Here is a 16,134-nt window from a genome sequence, read left to right on the forward strand (position 1 = left end):
CCTCGTCCAGTGTCAGTTGGCGAAGACGCCGACACCGTCCTCGGTGGCGTGCCGCGGCTGGAGCTCCCGCGCCTCGTGGACCAGGGCCCCGCGCCGTACGAACACCACGAGCGCGCCCACCACCGCGGTGACACCCGCGACCACGAACGGCATGTGGAGGTCGCTCCACTCCTCGATCTTCGGTGCGAGCCAGGGCGCGGCCGCGGCCGCGAACCAGCGCACGAAGTTGTAGCCCGCGCTCGCCACCGGCCGCGGCGCGTCGGAGACGCCCAGGGCCAGCTCGGTGTAGACGGTGTTGTTCACGCCGATGAACGCGCCCGACAGGATCGTGCAGGCGATCGCGGTGGTGTGGTCGCCGTAGCCGAGGACGACCACGTCGGCCGCCAGCAGCACCAGCGAGCCACCGAGCACCCTGAGCGAGCCGAACCGCTCCTGCATCCGCGGCGCCACGATCACCGAGAAGACGGCGAGCAGCAGGCCCCAGGCGAAGAACACCGCCCCCGACCTGTACGGGGTCATGTCCAGCACGAACGGCGTGAAGGCCAGCACGGTGAAGAACGTGTAGTTGTAGAAGAACGCCGACACCGCCGCCGAGGCGAGGCCGCCGTGGCCGAGCGCCCGGACCGGGTCGAGCAGGGACGTCCTCCGCGCCGGCTTCGGCTGCTCCTCGAGGAACGCCGTGACGCACAGGAAGCCGACCGCCATCAGGAACGCGGTGCCGAAGAAGGGGTAGCGCCAGCTCGCGTCGCCGAGCAGTGCGCCCACCAGGGGCCCGCACGCCATGCCGAGGCCGAGTGCGGACTCGTAGAGCAGGATCGCCGCGGCGCTGCCCCCGGCCGCGGCCCCCACGATCACCGCGAGGGCGGTGGAGACGAAGAGCGCGTTGCCGAGGCCCCAGCCGGCCCGGAAGCCGACGAGCTGGCCGACCGTGCCGGAGGTGCCCGCGAGCCCCGCGAAGACCACGACGAGGGCGAGCCCGAGCAGCAGCGTCCGGCGGCCGCCGATCCGGCTGGAGACGAACCCGGTCACCAGCATCGCGAAGGCGGTGATCAGGAAGTACGAGGTGAAGAGCAGGGAGACCTGGCTCGCGGTGGCGTCCAGGCCCTTGGCGATGGAGGGAAGGATGGGGTCGACGAGGCCGATGCCCATGAAGGCGACGACGGACGCACCGGCCGTCGCCCAGACTGCCTTCGGCTGTCGCAGGATGCCGCCCGCACCCGCGTCGAAGGGGTCCATGCGCACTCCAATCCCGGGTCGGGGAAGGTGGTTGGTATATGCACACAGTAAGTTAGCCGAGCTAAATAATGCAAATTACATCTAGTTCTTCCTGGTGAGGGACGCCGGGCCGGTTCCGTCCGGACGGGTGATCGTCCTTGACGTGGCGCAGTCGGGGTAGGACCGTGGGGCCCTATGAGGGGCGAACCCAGTTGCCCGAAGTGCGGTGGCCGGGTCAGGGCTCCCGGACTCTTCAGCGACTCCTGGCAGTGCGATGTCCACGGGACGGTGCATCCGCTGCAGCCCGTGATCCCGCCCAGCGTCGAGGCTCTCAGTGTGGTGGTGCATCGCACGCAGGTGCCGGTGTGGATGCCCTGGCCGTTGCCGGTGGGCTGGTTGTTCACGGGCGTGGCCAGCGCCGGTGACGACCGCGGCGGCGGCCGCGCCACGGCTGTGGCCTGTTCCGGCCCCGCCCCGCTGGGGGGCATGGGGGAGCTGATCCTGGTCGCCGAGGAGCTCGGCGTCGGCCTCGGCGCGCGGTACGCGGGCGTCGACGGCCCCGACCCCGGCCCGTATCTGGATGTGGAGAAACCGCCGGACGCCAAGGTTCTGGCCGGTGGCCGGCCGACCCCCCTGTGGAACGTCTCCGGCACTCCGGACGACCGCGCCGTCTTCGCGGGTGAGGCGCGCGGGCTGTGGCTGTGGGCGGTGGTGTGGCCCGAACAGTCGGGCCTGCTCATGTACGACGAACTCGTGCTGGCCGACCTGCGGGACGCGGGGGCCGAGGTCGAGCTGGTTCCGTGCGGGGCGCTGTCCCCTCGGCTGCTTCAGCCCTGAGGGGCGACCGGGCGCTGCTGCCTGCCGGGTGCGGCTGCTGGGCTGCCCGGCGGGACTGAGGGCGGTCGCTGAGGTTGCTCGGCTTGTCCGGAGAGGTTGCCCGGTGGCCCGCTGTGCGGTCCGGAGATGCTGCTCGGCGGGGCTGCCGGGCGATCCCGTGGGGCGGCCCGGCGGGGTCGAAGCGGTCGTACGGAGATCGGGCGGGAGCGTGGCCGGGCAGCGGGGCGGATGGGGCGGGTGTAGGGGGTGCACCGCCCCGGCGGCTGTGACAGGGCACCCCCCTTCTCCCGTTATCCTTGGGTGTCCCCTTCCGTCCCGTCACCGTCTGGAGTCCGCGTCGTGCGCATCGATCTGCACACCCACTCCACGGCTTCCGACGGCACGGACACCCCGGCCGAGCTGGTGCGTCACGCCGCAGCGGCCGGACTGGATGTCGTCGCGCTGACCGACCACGACACCACCCGCGGCCACGCCGAGGCGATCGCCGCGCTGCCCGAGGGACTCACCCTCGTCACCGGCGCCGAGCTCTCCTGCCGTCTCGACGGCGTCAGCATGCACCTGCTGGCGTACCTCTTCGACCCGGGGGAGCCCGCCCTGCTCGCCGAGCGCGAGCTGGTCCGGGACGACCGGGTGCCGCGGGCCAAGGGCATGATCGCCAAGCTGAACGCGCTGGACGTGCCGGTGACCTGGGAGCAGGTCGCGCGCATCGCCGGCGAGGGCTCGGTCGGCCGGCCGCACGTCGCCTCCGCGCTCGTCGAACTCGGCGTCGTGCCGAGTGTGAACGACGCCTTCACCGAGCAGTGGCTCGCCGACGGCGGCCGGGCCTACGTGGCGAAGCACGAGACGGACCCCTTCGAGGCGATCCGGCTGGTCAAGGGTGCCGGCGGAGTCTGCGTGTTCGCGCATCCGGCGGCCGTCAAGCGGGGCCGTACGGTGCCGGAGCCGGCGATCGCCGAGCTGGCCGCAGCCGGCCTCGACGGCATCGAGGTCGACCACATGGACCACGACCTCGACACCAGGGCGCGGCTGCGCGGTCTGGCCAAGGAGCTGGGCCTCCTCGCGACCGGCTCCAGCGACTACCACGGCAGCCGGAAGACCGTCGCGCTCGGTGAGTTCACGACGGACCCCGAGGTGTACGGGGAGATCACCCGGCGGGCGACGGGAGCGTTCCCCGTGCCCGGGGCCGGCGGGGTCTGACCCCGCACGCCGTCGCCGCCCCTCTCACCCCTCTCTTCCTTCCTCCCTTTCCGTAGTCCCGTACCTCGGTGCGTCCGTACGCCCGTGCGTCCGTAGCGCCGTACTTCTTGAGCAAGGCCCTTCCACACCCATGTTCGACATCGCCGTCTTCGGCTCCCTCTTCCTGACCCTCTTCGTGATCATGGATCCCCCCGGGATCACCCCGATCTTCCTGGCGCTGACCGCGGGACGCCCCGCCAAGGTGCAGAAGCGGATGGCCTTCCAGGCCGTCTGCGTGGCCGGCGGCGTCATCGCTGTGTTCGGTGTGCTCGGCCATCAGATCCTGGACTACCTGCACGTCTCCGTGCCGGCGCTGATGATCGCCGGCGGGCTGCTGCTCCTGCTGATCGCGCTCGACCTGCTCACCGGCAAGACCGACGAGCCGCAGCAGACCAAGGACGTCAACGTCGCGCTCGTCCCGCTGGGAATGCCGCTGCTGGCCGGACCCGGCGCCATCGTGTCCGTCATTCTCGCCGTGCAGAAGGCGGGCACCGTGGCCACCCAGGTCTCGGTGTGGTCGGCGATCCTCGCCATCCACGTCGTGCTGTGGCTGGTGATGCGCTACTCGCTGCTGATCATCCGGGTGATCAAGGACGGTGGCGTGGTCCTGGTGACGCGGCTCGCGGGCATGATGCTCTCCGCCATCGCCGTGCAGCAGATCATCAACGGGATCATGCAGGTGATCAAGGGCGCCTGAACCCCCGGACGCGCGAAACCCCCGTACGGCGTCGGTGCCGTACGGGGGTTTCGAAGCTTTCGCGGTGAGTGATCCGCGTGCGCGGCCGACCGCGTCTGGTGCGCGGCCGTGGTCTGTCGTCCTGCGCCGGGCCGCGGTCTCGACTGTTACGAGGCGGCGGTCTCGGCCGGCCGGATCCACAGTCGCTGCCCGATGGCGGCGGCCTGCTGAACGATCCGGTTGACGGAGGCGGCGTCCACGACGGTGCTGTCCACGGTGGTGCCGTCGACCTCGTCGAGGCGCATGATCTCGAAGCGCACGGCTTCTCCCTTCGTCTGGTCATCCTCCTGAGGAGAATTACTGAGTGGCTGGCGCACGGGGCGGCAGTGCCCCCTGCTCCGTACGTAGTCAACGGGCTGCGTGTTACAAACATTCCCTACGCTAAGGAAATTTTTCGAACGTCTAACTACCGATCGGTAGAGCACCCGTCGCGGGACCGACCGGGACCAGTTGTGTCCGCTGTGTGACCGCCGGGACAATGGAGGCGATGAACGACGACCTCGCGGCACTGTCCGGCCGCATCGAGCGCACGAACGAGCTGCTGGAACGCATGCTCGCCGAGGTGGCGAAGACGCCCTCGACCCACGCGATCTTCGTGGACGCCGGGTATCTGTACGCGGCCGCCGGCCGGCTGGTGGCGGGGACGGAGGACCGCCGCGCCTTCGACCTGGACGCGGAGGGGCTGATCGACGCGCTCATCGACAAGGCGCGCACGATCTTCGCGGACAGTCGCCTGCTGCGCGTCTACTGGTACGACGGCGCCCGGCGCCGCATCCACACCGCCGAGCAGCAGACGATCGCCGAGCTGCCGGACGTCAAGGTCCGCCTCGGCAACCTCAACGCCAACAACCAGCAGAAGGGCGTCGACTCCCTCATCCGCTCGGACCTGGAGTCCCTGGCCCGGCACCGCGCCATCAGCGACGCCGCGCTGCTCGGCGGCGACGAGGACCTCGTCTCGGCGGTCGAGGCGGCGCAGGGCTACGGCGCCCGGGTCCACCTGTGGGGCATCGAGGCCCCCGAGGGCCGCAACCAGGCCGAGCCGCTGCTGTGGGAGGTGGACAGCCAGCGCACCCTCGACCTCGACTTCTTCAAGCCCTACGTGTCACGGCGTACCGCGGCCACCTACGAGACCGCCGGCGCGGTCCGGCCCGCCCGCGAGGACGTCCGCTTCGTGGGTGCGCAGATCGCGGCGAAGTGGCTGGCGGCACGGGGCCGGGGGGCGCTGGTGGACCTGCTGCCCGGCCACCCCTACCTGCCCGGTTCCGTCGACCAGGACCTGCTGGTGGAGGCCGAGGGCATCCTCCAGTACTCCCTGCGCGGTCAGTCGGACCTGCGTCGCGCCCTGCGGGACGGCTTCTGGGAGCACTTGCAGGGGCAGTACTGAGGCGGGGGCGGCACTGGGGGGCGGCTCGCGGGCCCGCCAGCCCGCGGGCCAGGTTCGGCTCGGCTTGGCGCCGGGCGCCGGGCGCCGGGCGCCGGGGGCCGGGGCCTGGGACCTGGGGCCTGAGGGCGGCGGGCCGGCGACGGGCCCGGTGCCACGGGTCGTATGCCGGAGCCCGCGCGCCGCGGGTCCGGCGGTCTAGCCGACGGGGTCGTGGGCGCCGTCAGGGCCGACGTGGCGGACGGCCGTGTCCCAGAAGTCGGCGAGGGCGTGGGCGGTGGGGAGCGGCCGGTCGCAGTTGGGGGAGTGCTCGGCCCCCTGGACGACGGTGCGCCGCGCTCGCAGTCGTACGGCCATCTCGTCGAGGATCGGCACCGGCCAGGTGTCGTCGCGCGCCCCGGACAGCACGTGGAACGGCAGGGGGAGGGTGGAGAGTTCGGCGACCCGGTCCGGCTCCACGCACAACTGACGCCCCGTGGCCAGTAGTTGCGCGGGCTTGTGGCCCAGCCAGCGGCGGCGCAGGTCGTGCCGGTCGCCGAGACCGGCGTCGAGTTCGGCGCCGGTGTCGGTCTCCTCCGGAGACTCCATCGCCTGAATGGCCTCCCACACCACCTCCATCGACATCACGCCGAGCGCGTCCCGCAGCAGCTTCACGCGCTGCTGCTGGGCGACGGAGATCTGCGCCGGGCCCGACGCCATGAGGGTGAGCGAGACGAAGGGGGAGTGGTCGAGGAGCACGGCGGCCCGGGCGATCTGCCCGCCGAGGGAGTGCCCGAGCAGGTGCAGGGCCGTGCCGAGCGCGGCGGCCTGGGCGAGCACGTCCCGCGCGAGTTCCTCCTGCGCGTACGCGGACTCGTCGTCCACGGGTCCGTCCGACTCGAACTGCCCGCGCCCGTCGACGGCCACCGTCCGGTACCCGCGCGCCGCGAGTGGCTCGTGCAGCGGGTTGAAGTCCTCCTTGCTCCCGGTGAACCCCGGCAGCAGCAGCACGGTGCCCCTCGGCTCGACCCCGGCCTCGGCCGGCGCGTCGACCACGGCGAACTCACCCCGCGCCGTGCGCAGGCGGTAGGCCCGCGCACCGGACGGCGGAAGAAAGCTGGGAGGCCTGCTCATGAGCCGAGGTTATCCGGCCCGGGGGGTGGGAGGGGCGGCGGGTGGGACAGCAGGGGCTCTCGGTGCGGGCGCGGCGCGTGGGACGGCAGGGGCACTCGGTGCGGGCGCGGCGCGTGGGGCGGAGGTCGGGTGCGGCGGGGTGCGCGGTGGCGCCCGTGCGCTGGAGGTGTGGAGCGTCTTGGGCGGTGGGGGTGGCCGGAGCCCGGGGCCTTCGGGGTGGGGCGTACCGATGCCCTGTGGTCGGCGTCCGCCGCCGCCGCCGTCGGTGCGGGTGCGGTGCGGCGGGCGGGTGCGGGTGCCGCGCGTGGTGTGCAGGTCGGGTGCGGCGGGGGTGTGCGGTGGCGCGTGCGCTGGGTGGCGAGGGGGTCTTGTGCGGTGGGAGGTGGCGGGAGCTTGGGGCCTGCCCTCGCGGTGGGGCGTACCGGTGACCGGGGCGCCGTCCCGCCGCCCTCGGTGCCGTGCGCGGTGGCCTCTCGTGCCCGGGGGCAGGAAGTGGTGCGCCGGGATGGGTGAGGCGAGGTTTCGTGCCGTGGGTGCGCCGATGTGCCGGAGTCGCGCGCGGGCGGCTCCTGGGCGTGCGCGGTGTGCCGGGGGCGGGGCGGGGGCGTGCCCTGCGCGGTGCGCTGTCTCCGGGGTGCCCGGGACAGCCGAACGGCCCGGCTCCACGGGGTGTGGGGCCGGGCCGTTCGGGCGGGCGGGTGCTGGATCAGGCCTCGGTGGGTTCCACCGTGGCCGCCGTCTTGCGGGTCCTGCGTGCCGTGGGCTTCGCCTCCGCCGTCTCCGCGGCAGCCGCCTCGGTGGTCTCGGCGGCCTTGCGCGTCCTGCGACGCGGCTTGGCCTCCGGCTCACCGGTGGTCTGCGCCGGGATGTCGGCGGTGGCGGTCTCGGCGGCCGCCTTGCGGGTACGGCGGCGCGGCTTGGCCTCGGCCTCCCCGCTCGCGTCGGCGACGGCCTCCGGGGCGGCCGCCTTGCGGGTGCGGCGCGGCTCGGCCGCCACGGCCTCGGCCGTGTCCGGCGCGGCCTTGGCAGCCTCGGCGGTCTTGCGCGTCCTGCGGCGCGGCTTGGCCTCCGTCTCCTCGGCCACGACCGGAGCCTCCGCCGCGGCGGCCGTGGCCTTCCGCGTGCGGCGCGGCTTGGCCGCGGTGCCCTCCTCCGCCGTGTCGGCGGCGGTCGTGGCCTTGCGGGTGCGACGCGGCTTCACCGCGGCCTCGTCCGTGGCCACCGCCTCCTCGACGCCCGTGACGGCCGTCGCGTCCACGGTGGCCGGAGCCTCCGGCGCCTGGGCCGTCCTGCGCGTACGTCGGCGCGGCGCGGCCTCGGCGGAGTCGCCCGCGGTAGGAGCGGTGCCGTCCGGACCCTCGGTGGTCTGCGCCGGGATGCCGGCGGTGGCGGTCTCGGCGACCGCCTTGCGGGTACGGCGGCGCGGCTTGGCCTCCGTCTGCTCGGCGGTGCCCTCGGCCGTGTCCAGCGCGGTCTCGGCGGCAACCGCCGCCTTCTTGCGGGTGCGGCGCGGCTTCTGCTCCACCACCGCCTCCGCGGCGCCCTCGGCCGCGGCGCCCTCGGCCGCGGCGCCCTCGGCCGCGGCGAGCGCGGCCCGGACCGCGTCGGCGGTCTGGAAGGTCCCGGTGGCCTCGGTGGTCTCCGCGGCCTTGCGGGTGCGGCGGCGCGGCCGGGAAGCGGCCGGCTCCGCGACCTCCGGGACCACCACGGTCTCCGGAGCCACCACGGTCTCCGGAGCCTCGACGGCACCGGCGGTCTCGACCGCCACCGCCGTCCCGGTCGCCGAAGCCGTCGACTCGGCCGACTTGCGGGTCCGGCGGCGGCGCGGCTTGGTCGTGGTCGCGGCGGTGTCGAGGACCGGGCCCTCCGCCGTCGTCACGGCGTCCTGCGCGGCCTGCGCGGGCTCCGCGCTCCGGGACCCGACGGCGGTCTCGACCGGCGCGGTGGCCGTCGGCTCCGACCCCGCCTCCGAGGTCACCGGCTGCGCCGGCACCCCGCCGCGCATGCGCCGACGGCGGCGCGGCGTGCGAGCCTCGCCGTCCTGCGGCGCGGCGGTCCCACCGGCCGCCGGCGCGCTGCCCTCCACCGGCGCACCACCGGGCGCCGAGTCCGCCGGCGCACCGCTGCGCGTACGGCGCCGGCTGCGCGGCGTACGCGCCGGGCGCTCGCGCTCCGTGGAACGGGACTCGTCCCGCCCGCCACGGCCGCCCCGGTCACCGCGACCGCGCGCACCGCGACCGCCGGTCTCGCCGAGGTCCTCCAGCTCCTCCGCGTCCAGCCCGGCGCGCGTGCGCTCCGAGCGCGGCAGGACACCCTTGGTGCCCTCGGGGATGCCGAGGTCGCTGAAGAGGTGCGGCGACGTGGAGTAGGTCTCCGCCGGGTCGCTGAAGCCGAGCACCAGAGCCTTGTTGATCAGCTGCCAGCGCGGGATGTCGTCCCAGTCGACCAGCGTGATCGCCGTACCCTTGGCGCCCGCGCGGCCCGTACGGCCGATGCGGTGCAGGTACGTCTTCTCCTCTTCCGGCGACTGGTAGTTGATGACGTGGGTGACACCCTCGACGTCGATGCCGCGGGCCGCGACGTCGGTGCAGACGAGGACGTCGACCTTGCCGTTGCGGAAGGCACGCAGCGCCTGCTCGCGGGCGCCCTGTCCGAGGTCGCCGTGGACCGCGCCGGAGGCGAAGCCGCGGCGCTGGAGCTGCTCGGCGATGTCGGCGGCCGTACGCTTCGTACGGCAGAAGATCATCGCCAGCCCGCGGCCCTCGGCCTGAAGGATGCGCGCGACCATCTCCGGCTTGTCCATGGAGTGCGCGCGGTAGACGAACTGCTTGGTGTTCGCGACCGTGGCGCCCTCGTCGTCCGGCGCGGTGGCGCGGATGTGCGTGGGCTGCGACATGTACCGGCGGGCCAGACCGATCACCGCGCCCGGCATGGTCGCCGAGAACAGCATGGTCTGGCGCTTGACCGGCAGCATGTTGATGATCTTCTCGACGTCGGGCAGGAAGCCCAGGTCGAGCATCTCGTCGGCCTCGTCCAGGACCAGGCACTTGACGTGCTTGAGGTTCAGCTTCTTCTGGCCGGCCAGGTCCAGCAGGCGGCCCGGGGTGCCGACGACCACGTCGACGCCCTTCTTCAGGGTCTCCACCTGGGGCTCGTAGGCGCGGCCGCCGTAGATCGCGGTGACGCGCACGTTGCGCACCTTGCCCGCGGTCAGCAGGTCGTTGGTGACCTGGGTGCACAGCTCGCGCGTGGGGACGACGACGAGAGCCTGCGGGGCGTCGGGGAGGGCCTCGGGCTTGGCGCGGCCCGCCTCGACGTCGGCGGGGACGGTCACGCGCTCGAGGAGCGGAAGGCCGAAACCGAGCGTCTTGCCGGTGCCGGTCTTGGCCTGGCCGATGACGTCCGTGCCCGAGAGGGCGACGGGGAGGGTCATCTCCTGGATGGGGAAGGGGGTGACGATGCCGACGGCCTCAAGGGCCTCGGCCGTCTCGGGGAGGATTCCGAGCTCTCGGAAAGTCGTAGTCAGGGTGCTGCCTCTTCTGTGTGCGCGGTGCGAGGCGAGCGCGGGGGTCGTGTCTGACCGTGCCTGGGGGACGTCGGCTGCCATTACGGGCGGACCGTAAGGGCACGGGACCACTGCCGACGCTCTAGCGCTCGTACCGCTTGGAGGTCCCTCCGGTCGTCGTACGCACTGTGGCGTACGGCCACGGAGGGCTGTCGGGTCGGAGCCGATCGGGCCACCGACCGGGCATCCTCATGCGTGCGGCCTGTCGAGGTACGTCGAAGTACCAGCAGGCGCATTACCACCATACCCCGGAATCGCGCACACGCGATGGCCGATTTGGTCACGTAGTCGTCGTCACACTGGTTGACCAGGTCCTTCCGTGACGCGGCGAGCGGGCTATTGTGCGCTTCATGACGAGCTCTGACAAGCCTGACCACTCCTCCGACGCACCCGAAGGCCACACCGGGATCGCCGCCCAGGACTGGGCGACGGCCTCCGCCGACCCGCAGTACCGCGCCGCGGTCGTGGACCTGCTCGGCGCGCTCGCGTACGGCGAGCTGGCGGCGTTCGAGCGGCTCGCGGAGGACGCCAAGCTGGCGCCCACGCTCGCGGACAAGGCCGAGCTGGCGAAGATGGCCTCGGCCGAGTTCCACCACTTCGAGCGGCTGCGCGACCGGCTCACCGGGATCGGCGAGGAGCCGACCCGCGCGATGGAGCCGTTCGTCGCCGCGCTGGACGGCTTCCACAAGCAGACGGCGCCCTCGGACTGGCTGGAGGGCCTGGTCAAGGCCTATGTCGGCGACTCGATCGCGAGCGACTTCTATCGGGAGGTCGCCGCCCGCCTCGACTCCGACACGCGCGAGCTGGTCCTCGGCGTCCTCGACGACACCGGCCACGCCGGCTTCGCGGTGGAGAAGGTGCGCGCGGCCATCGACGCGGACCCGCGCGTGGGCGGGCGGCTCGCGCTGTGGGCGCGGCGCCTGATGGGCGAGGCCCTGTCGCAGTCGCAGCGGGTCGTGGCCGACCGGGACGCGCTGTCCACGATGCTCGTCGGCGGTGTCGCGGACGGCTTCGACCTCGCCGAGGTCGGCCGGATGTTCACCCGCATCACGGAGGCGCACACGAAGCGGATGGCCGCGCTGGGGCTGGCCGCCTGACGCTCGGCGGGCCGTTCCACCCCGCGGGGACCGTCACCCGCGGGAGCCGTTTCGGTGGACGCGCCGGCGTCTGCGCCGGTTCAGGCCGGGGCGGACCGCCGGCGCAGTCTTCCCGCGGGGCGGAGCAGCAGGGAGAGTGAGGCGGCCGAGACGACGGCCGCGCCGAGGAGGCCCGGCAGGATGCTGTCGGTGCCCAGTGCGCTGTGCGTGACGAAGTCGCCGAACAGGGCGCCGGCGACACCGGTCGACAGCACCAGCGGGCGGGACGGGAGGCGGTGGGACAGCCGGTGGAACGCGGCCCATCCGAGCAGCAGACCGAGCACGGCGGAGCCGAACGCTTCCAAGAACATGACGGGTCCCTCCCGAGCGGACGGCCGGTGCCTGACGGACGTAGCCGGTCATACCCCTGACCTGCGGAATGCAACCCTCACCCGTGGGCTGTTTGTGTCTCGCCCGTGAAGGAAGGGCGGAGCCGCACGGGCCGGGACGCGGGATGAGGGGCCCCGCGGCCTGAAACCGCCGGACCCCTCTCCCCGCCTGCCGCGTGTCGCCGCTCCGCGTCGCTCTGTCGCGACTACAGCGCGCCGAAGCCCACCTTGCGCGGGGCCGGCTCGCCGATCTCGACATACGCGAGCCGGTCGGCCGGGACCAGAATCTTGCGGCCGTGCTCGTCCACGAGGGTCAGCAACTGGGACTTCCCGGCCAGTGCCTCGGCCACCGCCCGCTCGACCTCCTCGGCACTCTGACCGCTCTCCAGAACGATCTCGCGGGGCGCGTGCTGCACGCCGATCTTGACCTCCACGGCTATGTCCCTCCGACGGTCAGTGAAGTGCGCGACCTTCCGCGCCGTACCCAGCACACATTAGCCCGGTGAGGGGACGGACACGCTCCGCCGAAGAACGCCAGGAGCGAACAGCGGGCGGGAACAGACCGACGCGGACGACGGAGCAGACCGCAGGGGACGATGGAACCGGCTCAGTGGGACTGGTCGGTGCCGTGCAGCGGGAAGCCGGCGATGCCGCGCCACGCCAGGGACGTGAGCAGCTGGACCGCCTGGTCGCGCGGGACGCTGCGGTCGCTGTGCAGCCAGGAGCGGGCCACCACCTGGGCGAGTCCGCCGAGGCCGGAGGCGAGCAGCATCGACTCCGCGCGGGACAGGCCGGTGTCCTCGGCGATGACGTCGCAGATCGCCTCGGCGCACTCGTTCGTGACCTTGTCGACGCGCTCGCGCACCGCGGGCTCGTTCGTCAGGTCCGACTCGAAGACCAGCCGGAAGGCCCCGCCGTCGTCCTCTACGTACGCGAAGTACGCGTCCATCGTGGCCCGCACGCGCTGCTTGTTGTCGGTCGTCGACGCCAGCGCGTGGCGCACGGACTGGATGAGCGACTCGCAGTGCTGGTCCAGCAGCGCGAGGTAGAGGTCGAGCTTGCCCGGGAAGTGCTGGTAGAGCACGGGCTTGCTGACACCGGCGCGCTCGGCGATGTCGTCCATCGCGGCGGCGTGGTAGCCCTGTGCCACGAATACTTCCTGGGCGGCGCCCAGCAGCTGGTTCCGTCGGGCACGGCGCGGCAGGCGCGTACCCCTCGGGCGTGCCGCCTCTGTCTGCTCGATGGCTGTCACGCCGCCTCCCAAAATCGTCCACGTGCGGTGTGCGCCGCGCCGCCATCGTACTTTTCGGTAACCCTGCTGTGCGCGGTGCGAGCGCAGAATTTCACGGACCGGACAGTGGCGAAAGCATCGTGGAACGGATCAATCACTTTCGGAGCGGGCAAAGTGTGCGCCGCGCCTGCTCAGCACGTCAGCGGTAGTCGTCCTCGTCGAGGGAGACGGCCCGCTTCTGCTCGATGACGTCGGCCTCGTTCGCCCGGTCCGCCTCCACCTCCGTGAGGGGCTCGTCGCCCTCCGGCGTGATCTCCGTGTGCTGCTCCACGGCGTCGCCCTCCGGGGCCTCCACCTCGATCTCCGTGGCACCCTCGTCCTCGAACGTCTCGGGTTCGGTGGGGTCGAATGTCATGCCGGGCTCCCTTCCTACGGTTGTCCCTGGAAGATGCAGGGGCCACATACGGGTGCCCTCTGTTAGAGCGTAGGAGACACCCGATCCGGACGCTATGCGATCCGTGGCCGCGGAGATGCGCCATCCGCGCGAGCACACGCGTGACATCTGTGACGGCGAACACATGAACCACTACGTGATCGTCTCGTAACATTGCCGCATGTCTTCGACCGAGCTGCCCTCCGTGCCGGCCGCCAACGTCCTTCCCAAGGTGGCGCCCGTCAGGGTCGAGGAGGGTGAGCGGCTGCGGTCGGTCGGGCTGCCGGGGGTCACGCTGTCGGTCCGGTCACGGCCCCCCGCGCGGGGGGGCCTGCCCCCCGCCCTCTACGTCCACGGGCTCGGCGGTTCCTCGCAGAACTGGTCGGCGCTGATGGCGCTGCTCGACCACGTCGTCGACGGGGAGGCGCTCGACCTGCCCGGCTTCGGCGACTCCCCGCCGCCGGACGACGGCGACTACTCCGTGACCGGGCACGCGCGCGCGGTCATCCGCCACCTCGACGCGTCCGGGCGCGGGCCCGTCCACCTGTTCGGCAACTCGCTCGGCGGTGCCGTCTCGACGCGCGTTGCCGCACTGCGGCCCGACCTCGTCCGTACGCTCACCCTCGTGTCCCCCGCCCTGCCCGAACTCCGCATCCAGCGCTCCGCCGTGCCCACCGGCCTGCTCGGCGTCCCCGGCGTGGCCGCGCTCTTCAACCGGCTGACGCGGGAGTGGACGGCCGAGCAGCGGGTCCGCGGGGTCATGGCGCTGTGCTACGGCGATCCCGGGAGGGTGACGCCCGAGGGATTCCGCAACGCCGTGGAGGAGATGGAGCGGCGGCTGCAACTCCCTTACTTCTGGGACGCGATGGCGCGTTCCGCGCGCGGGATCGTCAACGCGTACACCCTGGGCGGCCAGCACGGGCTGTGGCGCCAGGCCGAACGGGTCCTCGCGCCGACCCTGTTGATCTACGGCGGCCGGGACCAGCTCGTCGGCTTCCGCATGGCCCAGCGGGCGGCCCGCGCCTTCCGTGACTCCCGGCTGGTCACCCTGCCGGACGCCGGGCACGTGGCGATGATGGAGTACCCGGACACCGTCGCCGCCGCGTTCGGCGAACTGCTGGCCGCGACGGGGGAGTTGGGCCACCGCACGGCGAAGGCCGTGGCGGACGGCGCGGCGGAGAGCATGGCGACCGGTGTGGCGAGAGGCGTGTCCGTCGACGTGAACGCCGGTGCCGATGCCGCCGGTCCGGAGGGCGCCGGAGGGGATTCCCCCGGTGCGGACCGCGCGATCGGCGCGGACGACGCGGGCACGGAGGGCTGAGGGCCAGGTGGGACGCCACAGCCGGCGCGGAAACGCCCCCAAGGGCGGCACCGCGGAGACAACCGCAGGACAGATCGATCGGGACGGCCGCGTGGCCCGGGACGGTGGCCGCGACGGTCGCGCCGAGCCTGACGGCCGGCCCGGCCCGGGCGTAAGTCCGGGGGCGGTGCCGGGGGTTCGGCAGGCCCAGGGTGCCGTGCCATCGGGGGTCCGGCAGGGCTCCGTACCGCCGCCGGGGCCGCGGCCCGGGCCCGGCCCCGCACCGGGGCAGGCCCATGCGGCACCCCGGCTTCCCGACGGCGCGCCCGCTCGCGGTGTTCCGCGGCTTCCCGACGGCGCGCCGGCTCGCGGCGTCCCGCACCTGCCCGACGGCATGCCCGCGCGGGGTGTTTCCCAGGCTCGTGGCGGGCATCCCGAGCAGCGCGAGGCCGGGGGCGGCTGGGGCGAGTTGCGGGGACGTGACCGAGGCGGACGCGGGGGCCCCGGTGCGGGTGGCGGGGCCGGTGCCGCCACAAGTTCCGGTGTCGGAACCGGGGCCTTCCTGCCCCGGCAGCGCCAGGCGCCGCCGAACGGCCCCCGGCAGGCCTACATCGACGCCTTCGACGAAGTCGACGTTTTCGCCCCCCGCTCCCGCGGCAACGCGCATCCCGTGGAAACCGTGAACTCAGCCGATGCGTACGCCTCTCCGGCCGGACGGGAGGTCGGAGTCGCGCCCCGCGACGGCGCCGCCTCGCCCACGGGCGAGCCCGAGCAGGCCAAGGGGACCAAGGGGCGGACGTTCACCGGCATCGCTGCGGCCGCCGTCACCACCGTGCTCGCCGTCGTCGTCGCCGGACAGGTGACCGACGGCCACGCGGGCACCGGAGTCCGGTCGCAGTCCGCCACCGACGGGAACGGCGCCCGCGCCGCCGGGGGCGCGGGCGCCCCGGCCGCCCCGTCCGTCGCGCCGGAGGCGGCGGCGCTGACGTACGACCAGAAGATGGGCACGAAGTACCCGCTCAGCCCGTCCTTCGCGGGCTCGGGTGCGTTCGACACGGTCCCGGGCGGGGCCAGGGCGCCCGGCACGGGGCAGAAGTACACCTACCGGGTGGACGTGGAGCAGGGGCTCGGTCTCGACGGACAGCTCTTCGCCGACGCCGTGCAGAAGACGCTGAACGACGACCGCAGTTGGGCGCACCACGGCGCTCGCACCTTCGAGCGTGTCTCCTCCGGCAAACCCGACTTCGTGATCACGCTGGCCAGCCCCGGCACCACAGCCAAGTGGTGCGCCAAGTCCGGTCTGGACACCACCGAGGACAACGTCTCGTGCGACTCGGCCTCCACCGAACGCGTGATGATCAACGCCTACCGCTGGGCGCAGGGCTCGGCGACCTACGGGGACAAGATCCACGCGTACCGGCAGATGCTGATCAATCACGAGGTGGGGCACCGGCTCGGGCACGGCCATGTCTCCTGCGGCAAGGACGGCGCGCTGGCGCCGGTGATGCAGCAGCAGACGAAGTTCCTGGACCACGACGGAATCCACTGCCTGCCCAACCCCTGGCCCTATCCCACGAGTTGACGGGCGGCTCCACGGCGCGCGGCCGGCACCAACGTCGACA

At 73.1% G+C, this 16,134-nt stretch carries 15 protein-coding genes; 7 read left to right on the forward strand and 8 right to left on the reverse strand.

Going from position 1 to position 16,134, the window contains the following annotated elements:
* Positions 1-12 precede the first annotated feature (12 nt).
* Entirely contained in the window at positions 13-1,236 is a 1,224-nt protein-coding gene (locus ACF1A5_RS03090; protein WP_392191050.1) for an MFS transporter, read from the reverse strand.
* Between the two features lie 174 nt (positions 1,237-1,410).
* On the opposite strand from ACF1A5_RS03090, the gene ACF1A5_RS03095 reads away from it, so the two are divergent.
* The 3 genes from ACF1A5_RS03095 (at position 1,411) to ACF1A5_RS03105 (ending at position 3,985) form a co-directional block, all read left to right on the forward strand.
* Positions 1,411-2,052, forward strand: coding sequence for a DUF6758 family protein (locus ACF1A5_RS03095; RefSeq protein WP_392191051.1), 642 nt, complete (start codon positions 1,411-1,413; stop codon positions 2,050-2,052).
* A gap of 339 nt (positions 2,053-2,391) precedes the next feature.
* A complete protein-coding gene (locus ACF1A5_RS03100) occupies positions 2,392-3,249 on the forward strand; it encodes a PHP domain-containing protein (RefSeq protein ID WP_392191052.1) in 858 nt (285 codons plus the stop codon).
* Between the two features lie 130 nt (positions 3,250-3,379).
* Positions 3,380-3,985, forward strand: coding sequence for a MarC family protein (locus ACF1A5_RS03105; RefSeq protein ID WP_392191053.1), 606 nt, complete (start codon positions 3,380-3,382; stop codon positions 3,983-3,985).
* 146 nt (positions 3,986-4,131) lie between these two features.
* Here ACF1A5_RS03105 and ACF1A5_RS03110 read toward each other — a convergent pair whose 3' ends face one another.
* Positions 4,132-4,284 (reverse strand): hypothetical protein, encoded by a 153-nt coding sequence (locus ACF1A5_RS03110; RefSeq protein WP_356185829.1) that lies wholly within the window; start codon positions 4,282-4,284, stop codon positions 4,132-4,134.
* A 218-nt stretch (positions 4,285-4,502) separates the two neighbouring features.
* Between ACF1A5_RS03110 and ACF1A5_RS03115 the strand changes: the two genes are divergently transcribed.
* Positions 4,503-5,408 (forward strand): NYN domain-containing protein, encoded by a 906-nt coding sequence (locus ACF1A5_RS03115; protein WP_392191209.1) that lies wholly within the window; start codon positions 4,503-4,505, stop codon positions 5,406-5,408.
* A 195-nt stretch (positions 5,409-5,603) separates the two neighbouring features.
* On the opposite strand, the gene ACF1A5_RS03120 is transcribed toward ACF1A5_RS03115, so the two are convergent.
* Entirely contained in the window at positions 5,604-6,518 is a 915-nt protein-coding gene (locus tag ACF1A5_RS03120; RefSeq protein WP_392191054.1) for an alpha/beta fold hydrolase, read from the reverse strand.
* Positions 6,519-7,224: 706 nt separating this feature from the next.
* Entirely contained in the window at positions 7,225-9,951 is a 2,727-nt protein-coding gene (locus ACF1A5_RS03125) for a DEAD/DEAH box helicase (protein WP_392191055.1), read from the reverse strand.
* A gap of 482 nt (positions 9,952-10,433) precedes the next feature.
* On the opposite strand from ACF1A5_RS03125, the gene ACF1A5_RS03130 reads away from it, so the two are divergent.
* Complete coding sequence (locus tag ACF1A5_RS03130) at positions 10,434-11,180, forward strand: ferritin-like domain-containing protein (RefSeq protein WP_392191056.1); 747 nt, start codon at positions 10,434-10,436, stop codon at positions 11,178-11,180.
* An 80-nt stretch (positions 11,181-11,260) separates the two neighbouring features.
* Here ACF1A5_RS03130 and ACF1A5_RS03135 read toward each other — a convergent pair whose 3' ends face one another.
* The 4 genes from ACF1A5_RS03135 to ACF1A5_RS03150 form a co-directional block, all read right to left on the reverse strand.
* Entirely contained in the window at positions 11,261-11,530 is a 270-nt protein-coding gene (locus tag ACF1A5_RS03135; protein ID WP_392191057.1) for a hypothetical protein, read from the reverse strand.
* Positions 11,531-11,754: 224 nt separating this feature from the next.
* Complete coding sequence (locus tag ACF1A5_RS03140) at positions 11,755-11,982, reverse strand: DUF3107 domain-containing protein (protein WP_356185843.1); 228 nt, start codon at positions 11,980-11,982, stop codon at positions 11,755-11,757.
* A 173-nt stretch (positions 11,983-12,155) separates the two neighbouring features.
* Entirely contained in the window at positions 12,156-12,800 is a 645-nt protein-coding gene (locus tag ACF1A5_RS03145; RefSeq protein ID WP_356185846.1) for a TetR/AcrR family transcriptional regulator, read from the reverse strand.
* Between the two features lie 178 nt (positions 12,801-12,978).
* Entirely contained in the window at positions 12,979-13,194 is a 216-nt protein-coding gene (locus ACF1A5_RS03150) for a hypothetical protein (RefSeq protein WP_392191058.1), read from the reverse strand.
* Positions 13,195-13,393: 199 nt separating this feature from the next.
* Between ACF1A5_RS03150 and ACF1A5_RS03155 the strand changes: the two genes are divergently transcribed.
* Both ACF1A5_RS03155 and ACF1A5_RS03160 read left to right on the forward strand, forming a co-directional pair.
* On the forward strand, positions 13,394-14,533 hold the full coding sequence (locus ACF1A5_RS03155) for an alpha/beta fold hydrolase (RefSeq protein ID WP_392191059.1): 1,140 nt from the start codon (positions 13,394-13,396) through the stop codon (positions 14,531-14,533).
* 7 nt (positions 14,534-14,540) lie between these two features.
* Positions 14,541-16,094, forward strand: a complete 1,554-nt coding sequence (locus ACF1A5_RS03160) for a DUF3152 domain-containing protein (RefSeq protein WP_392191060.1) — start codon at positions 14,541-14,543, stop codon at positions 16,092-16,094.
* Positions 16,095-16,134: the final 40 nt, after the last annotated feature.

Origin of the sequence: Streptomyces sp. NPDC014864, from assembly GCF_043081525.1 — a bacterium.
GTDB lineage: Bacteria > Actinomycetota > Actinomycetes > Streptomycetales > Streptomycetaceae > Streptomyces.

Coding starts and splice junctions, on each gene's coding strand:
- ACF1A5_RS03095 (WP_392191051.1), top strand. CDS start 1,411: ATGAGGGGCGAACCCAGTTGCCCGAAGTGCGGTGGCCGGGTCAGGGCT.
- ACF1A5_RS03155 (WP_392191059.1), top strand. CDS start 13,394: ATGTCTTCGACCGAGCTGCCCTCCGTGCCGGCCGCCAACGTCCTTCCC.
- ACF1A5_RS03090 (WP_392191050.1), bottom strand. CDS start 1,236: ATGGACCCCTTCGACGCGGGTGCGGGCGGCATCCTGCGACAGCCGAAG.
- ACF1A5_RS03115 (WP_392191209.1), top strand. CDS start 4,503: ATGGAGGCGATGAACGACGACCTCGCGGCACTGTCCGGCCGCATCGAG.
- ACF1A5_RS03130 (WP_392191056.1), top strand. CDS start 10,434: ATGACGAGCTCTGACAAGCCTGACCACTCCTCCGACGCACCCGAAGGC.
- ACF1A5_RS03150 (WP_392191058.1), bottom strand. CDS start 13,194: ATGACATTCGACCCCACCGAACCCGAGACGTTCGAGGACGAGGGTGCC.
- ACF1A5_RS03125 (WP_392191055.1), bottom strand. CDS start 9,951: ATGACCCTCCCCGTCGCCCTCTCGGGCACGGACGTCATCGGCCAGGCC.
- ACF1A5_RS03135 (WP_392191057.1), bottom strand. CDS start 11,530: ATGTTCTTGGAAGCGTTCGGCTCCGCCGTGCTCGGTCTGCTGCTCGGA.
- ACF1A5_RS03105 (WP_392191053.1), top strand. CDS start 3,380: ATGTTCGACATCGCCGTCTTCGGCTCCCTCTTCCTGACCCTCTTCGTG.
- ACF1A5_RS03120 (WP_392191054.1), bottom strand. CDS start 6,518: ATGAGCAGGCCTCCCAGCTTTCTTCCGCCGTCCGGTGCGCGGGCCTAC.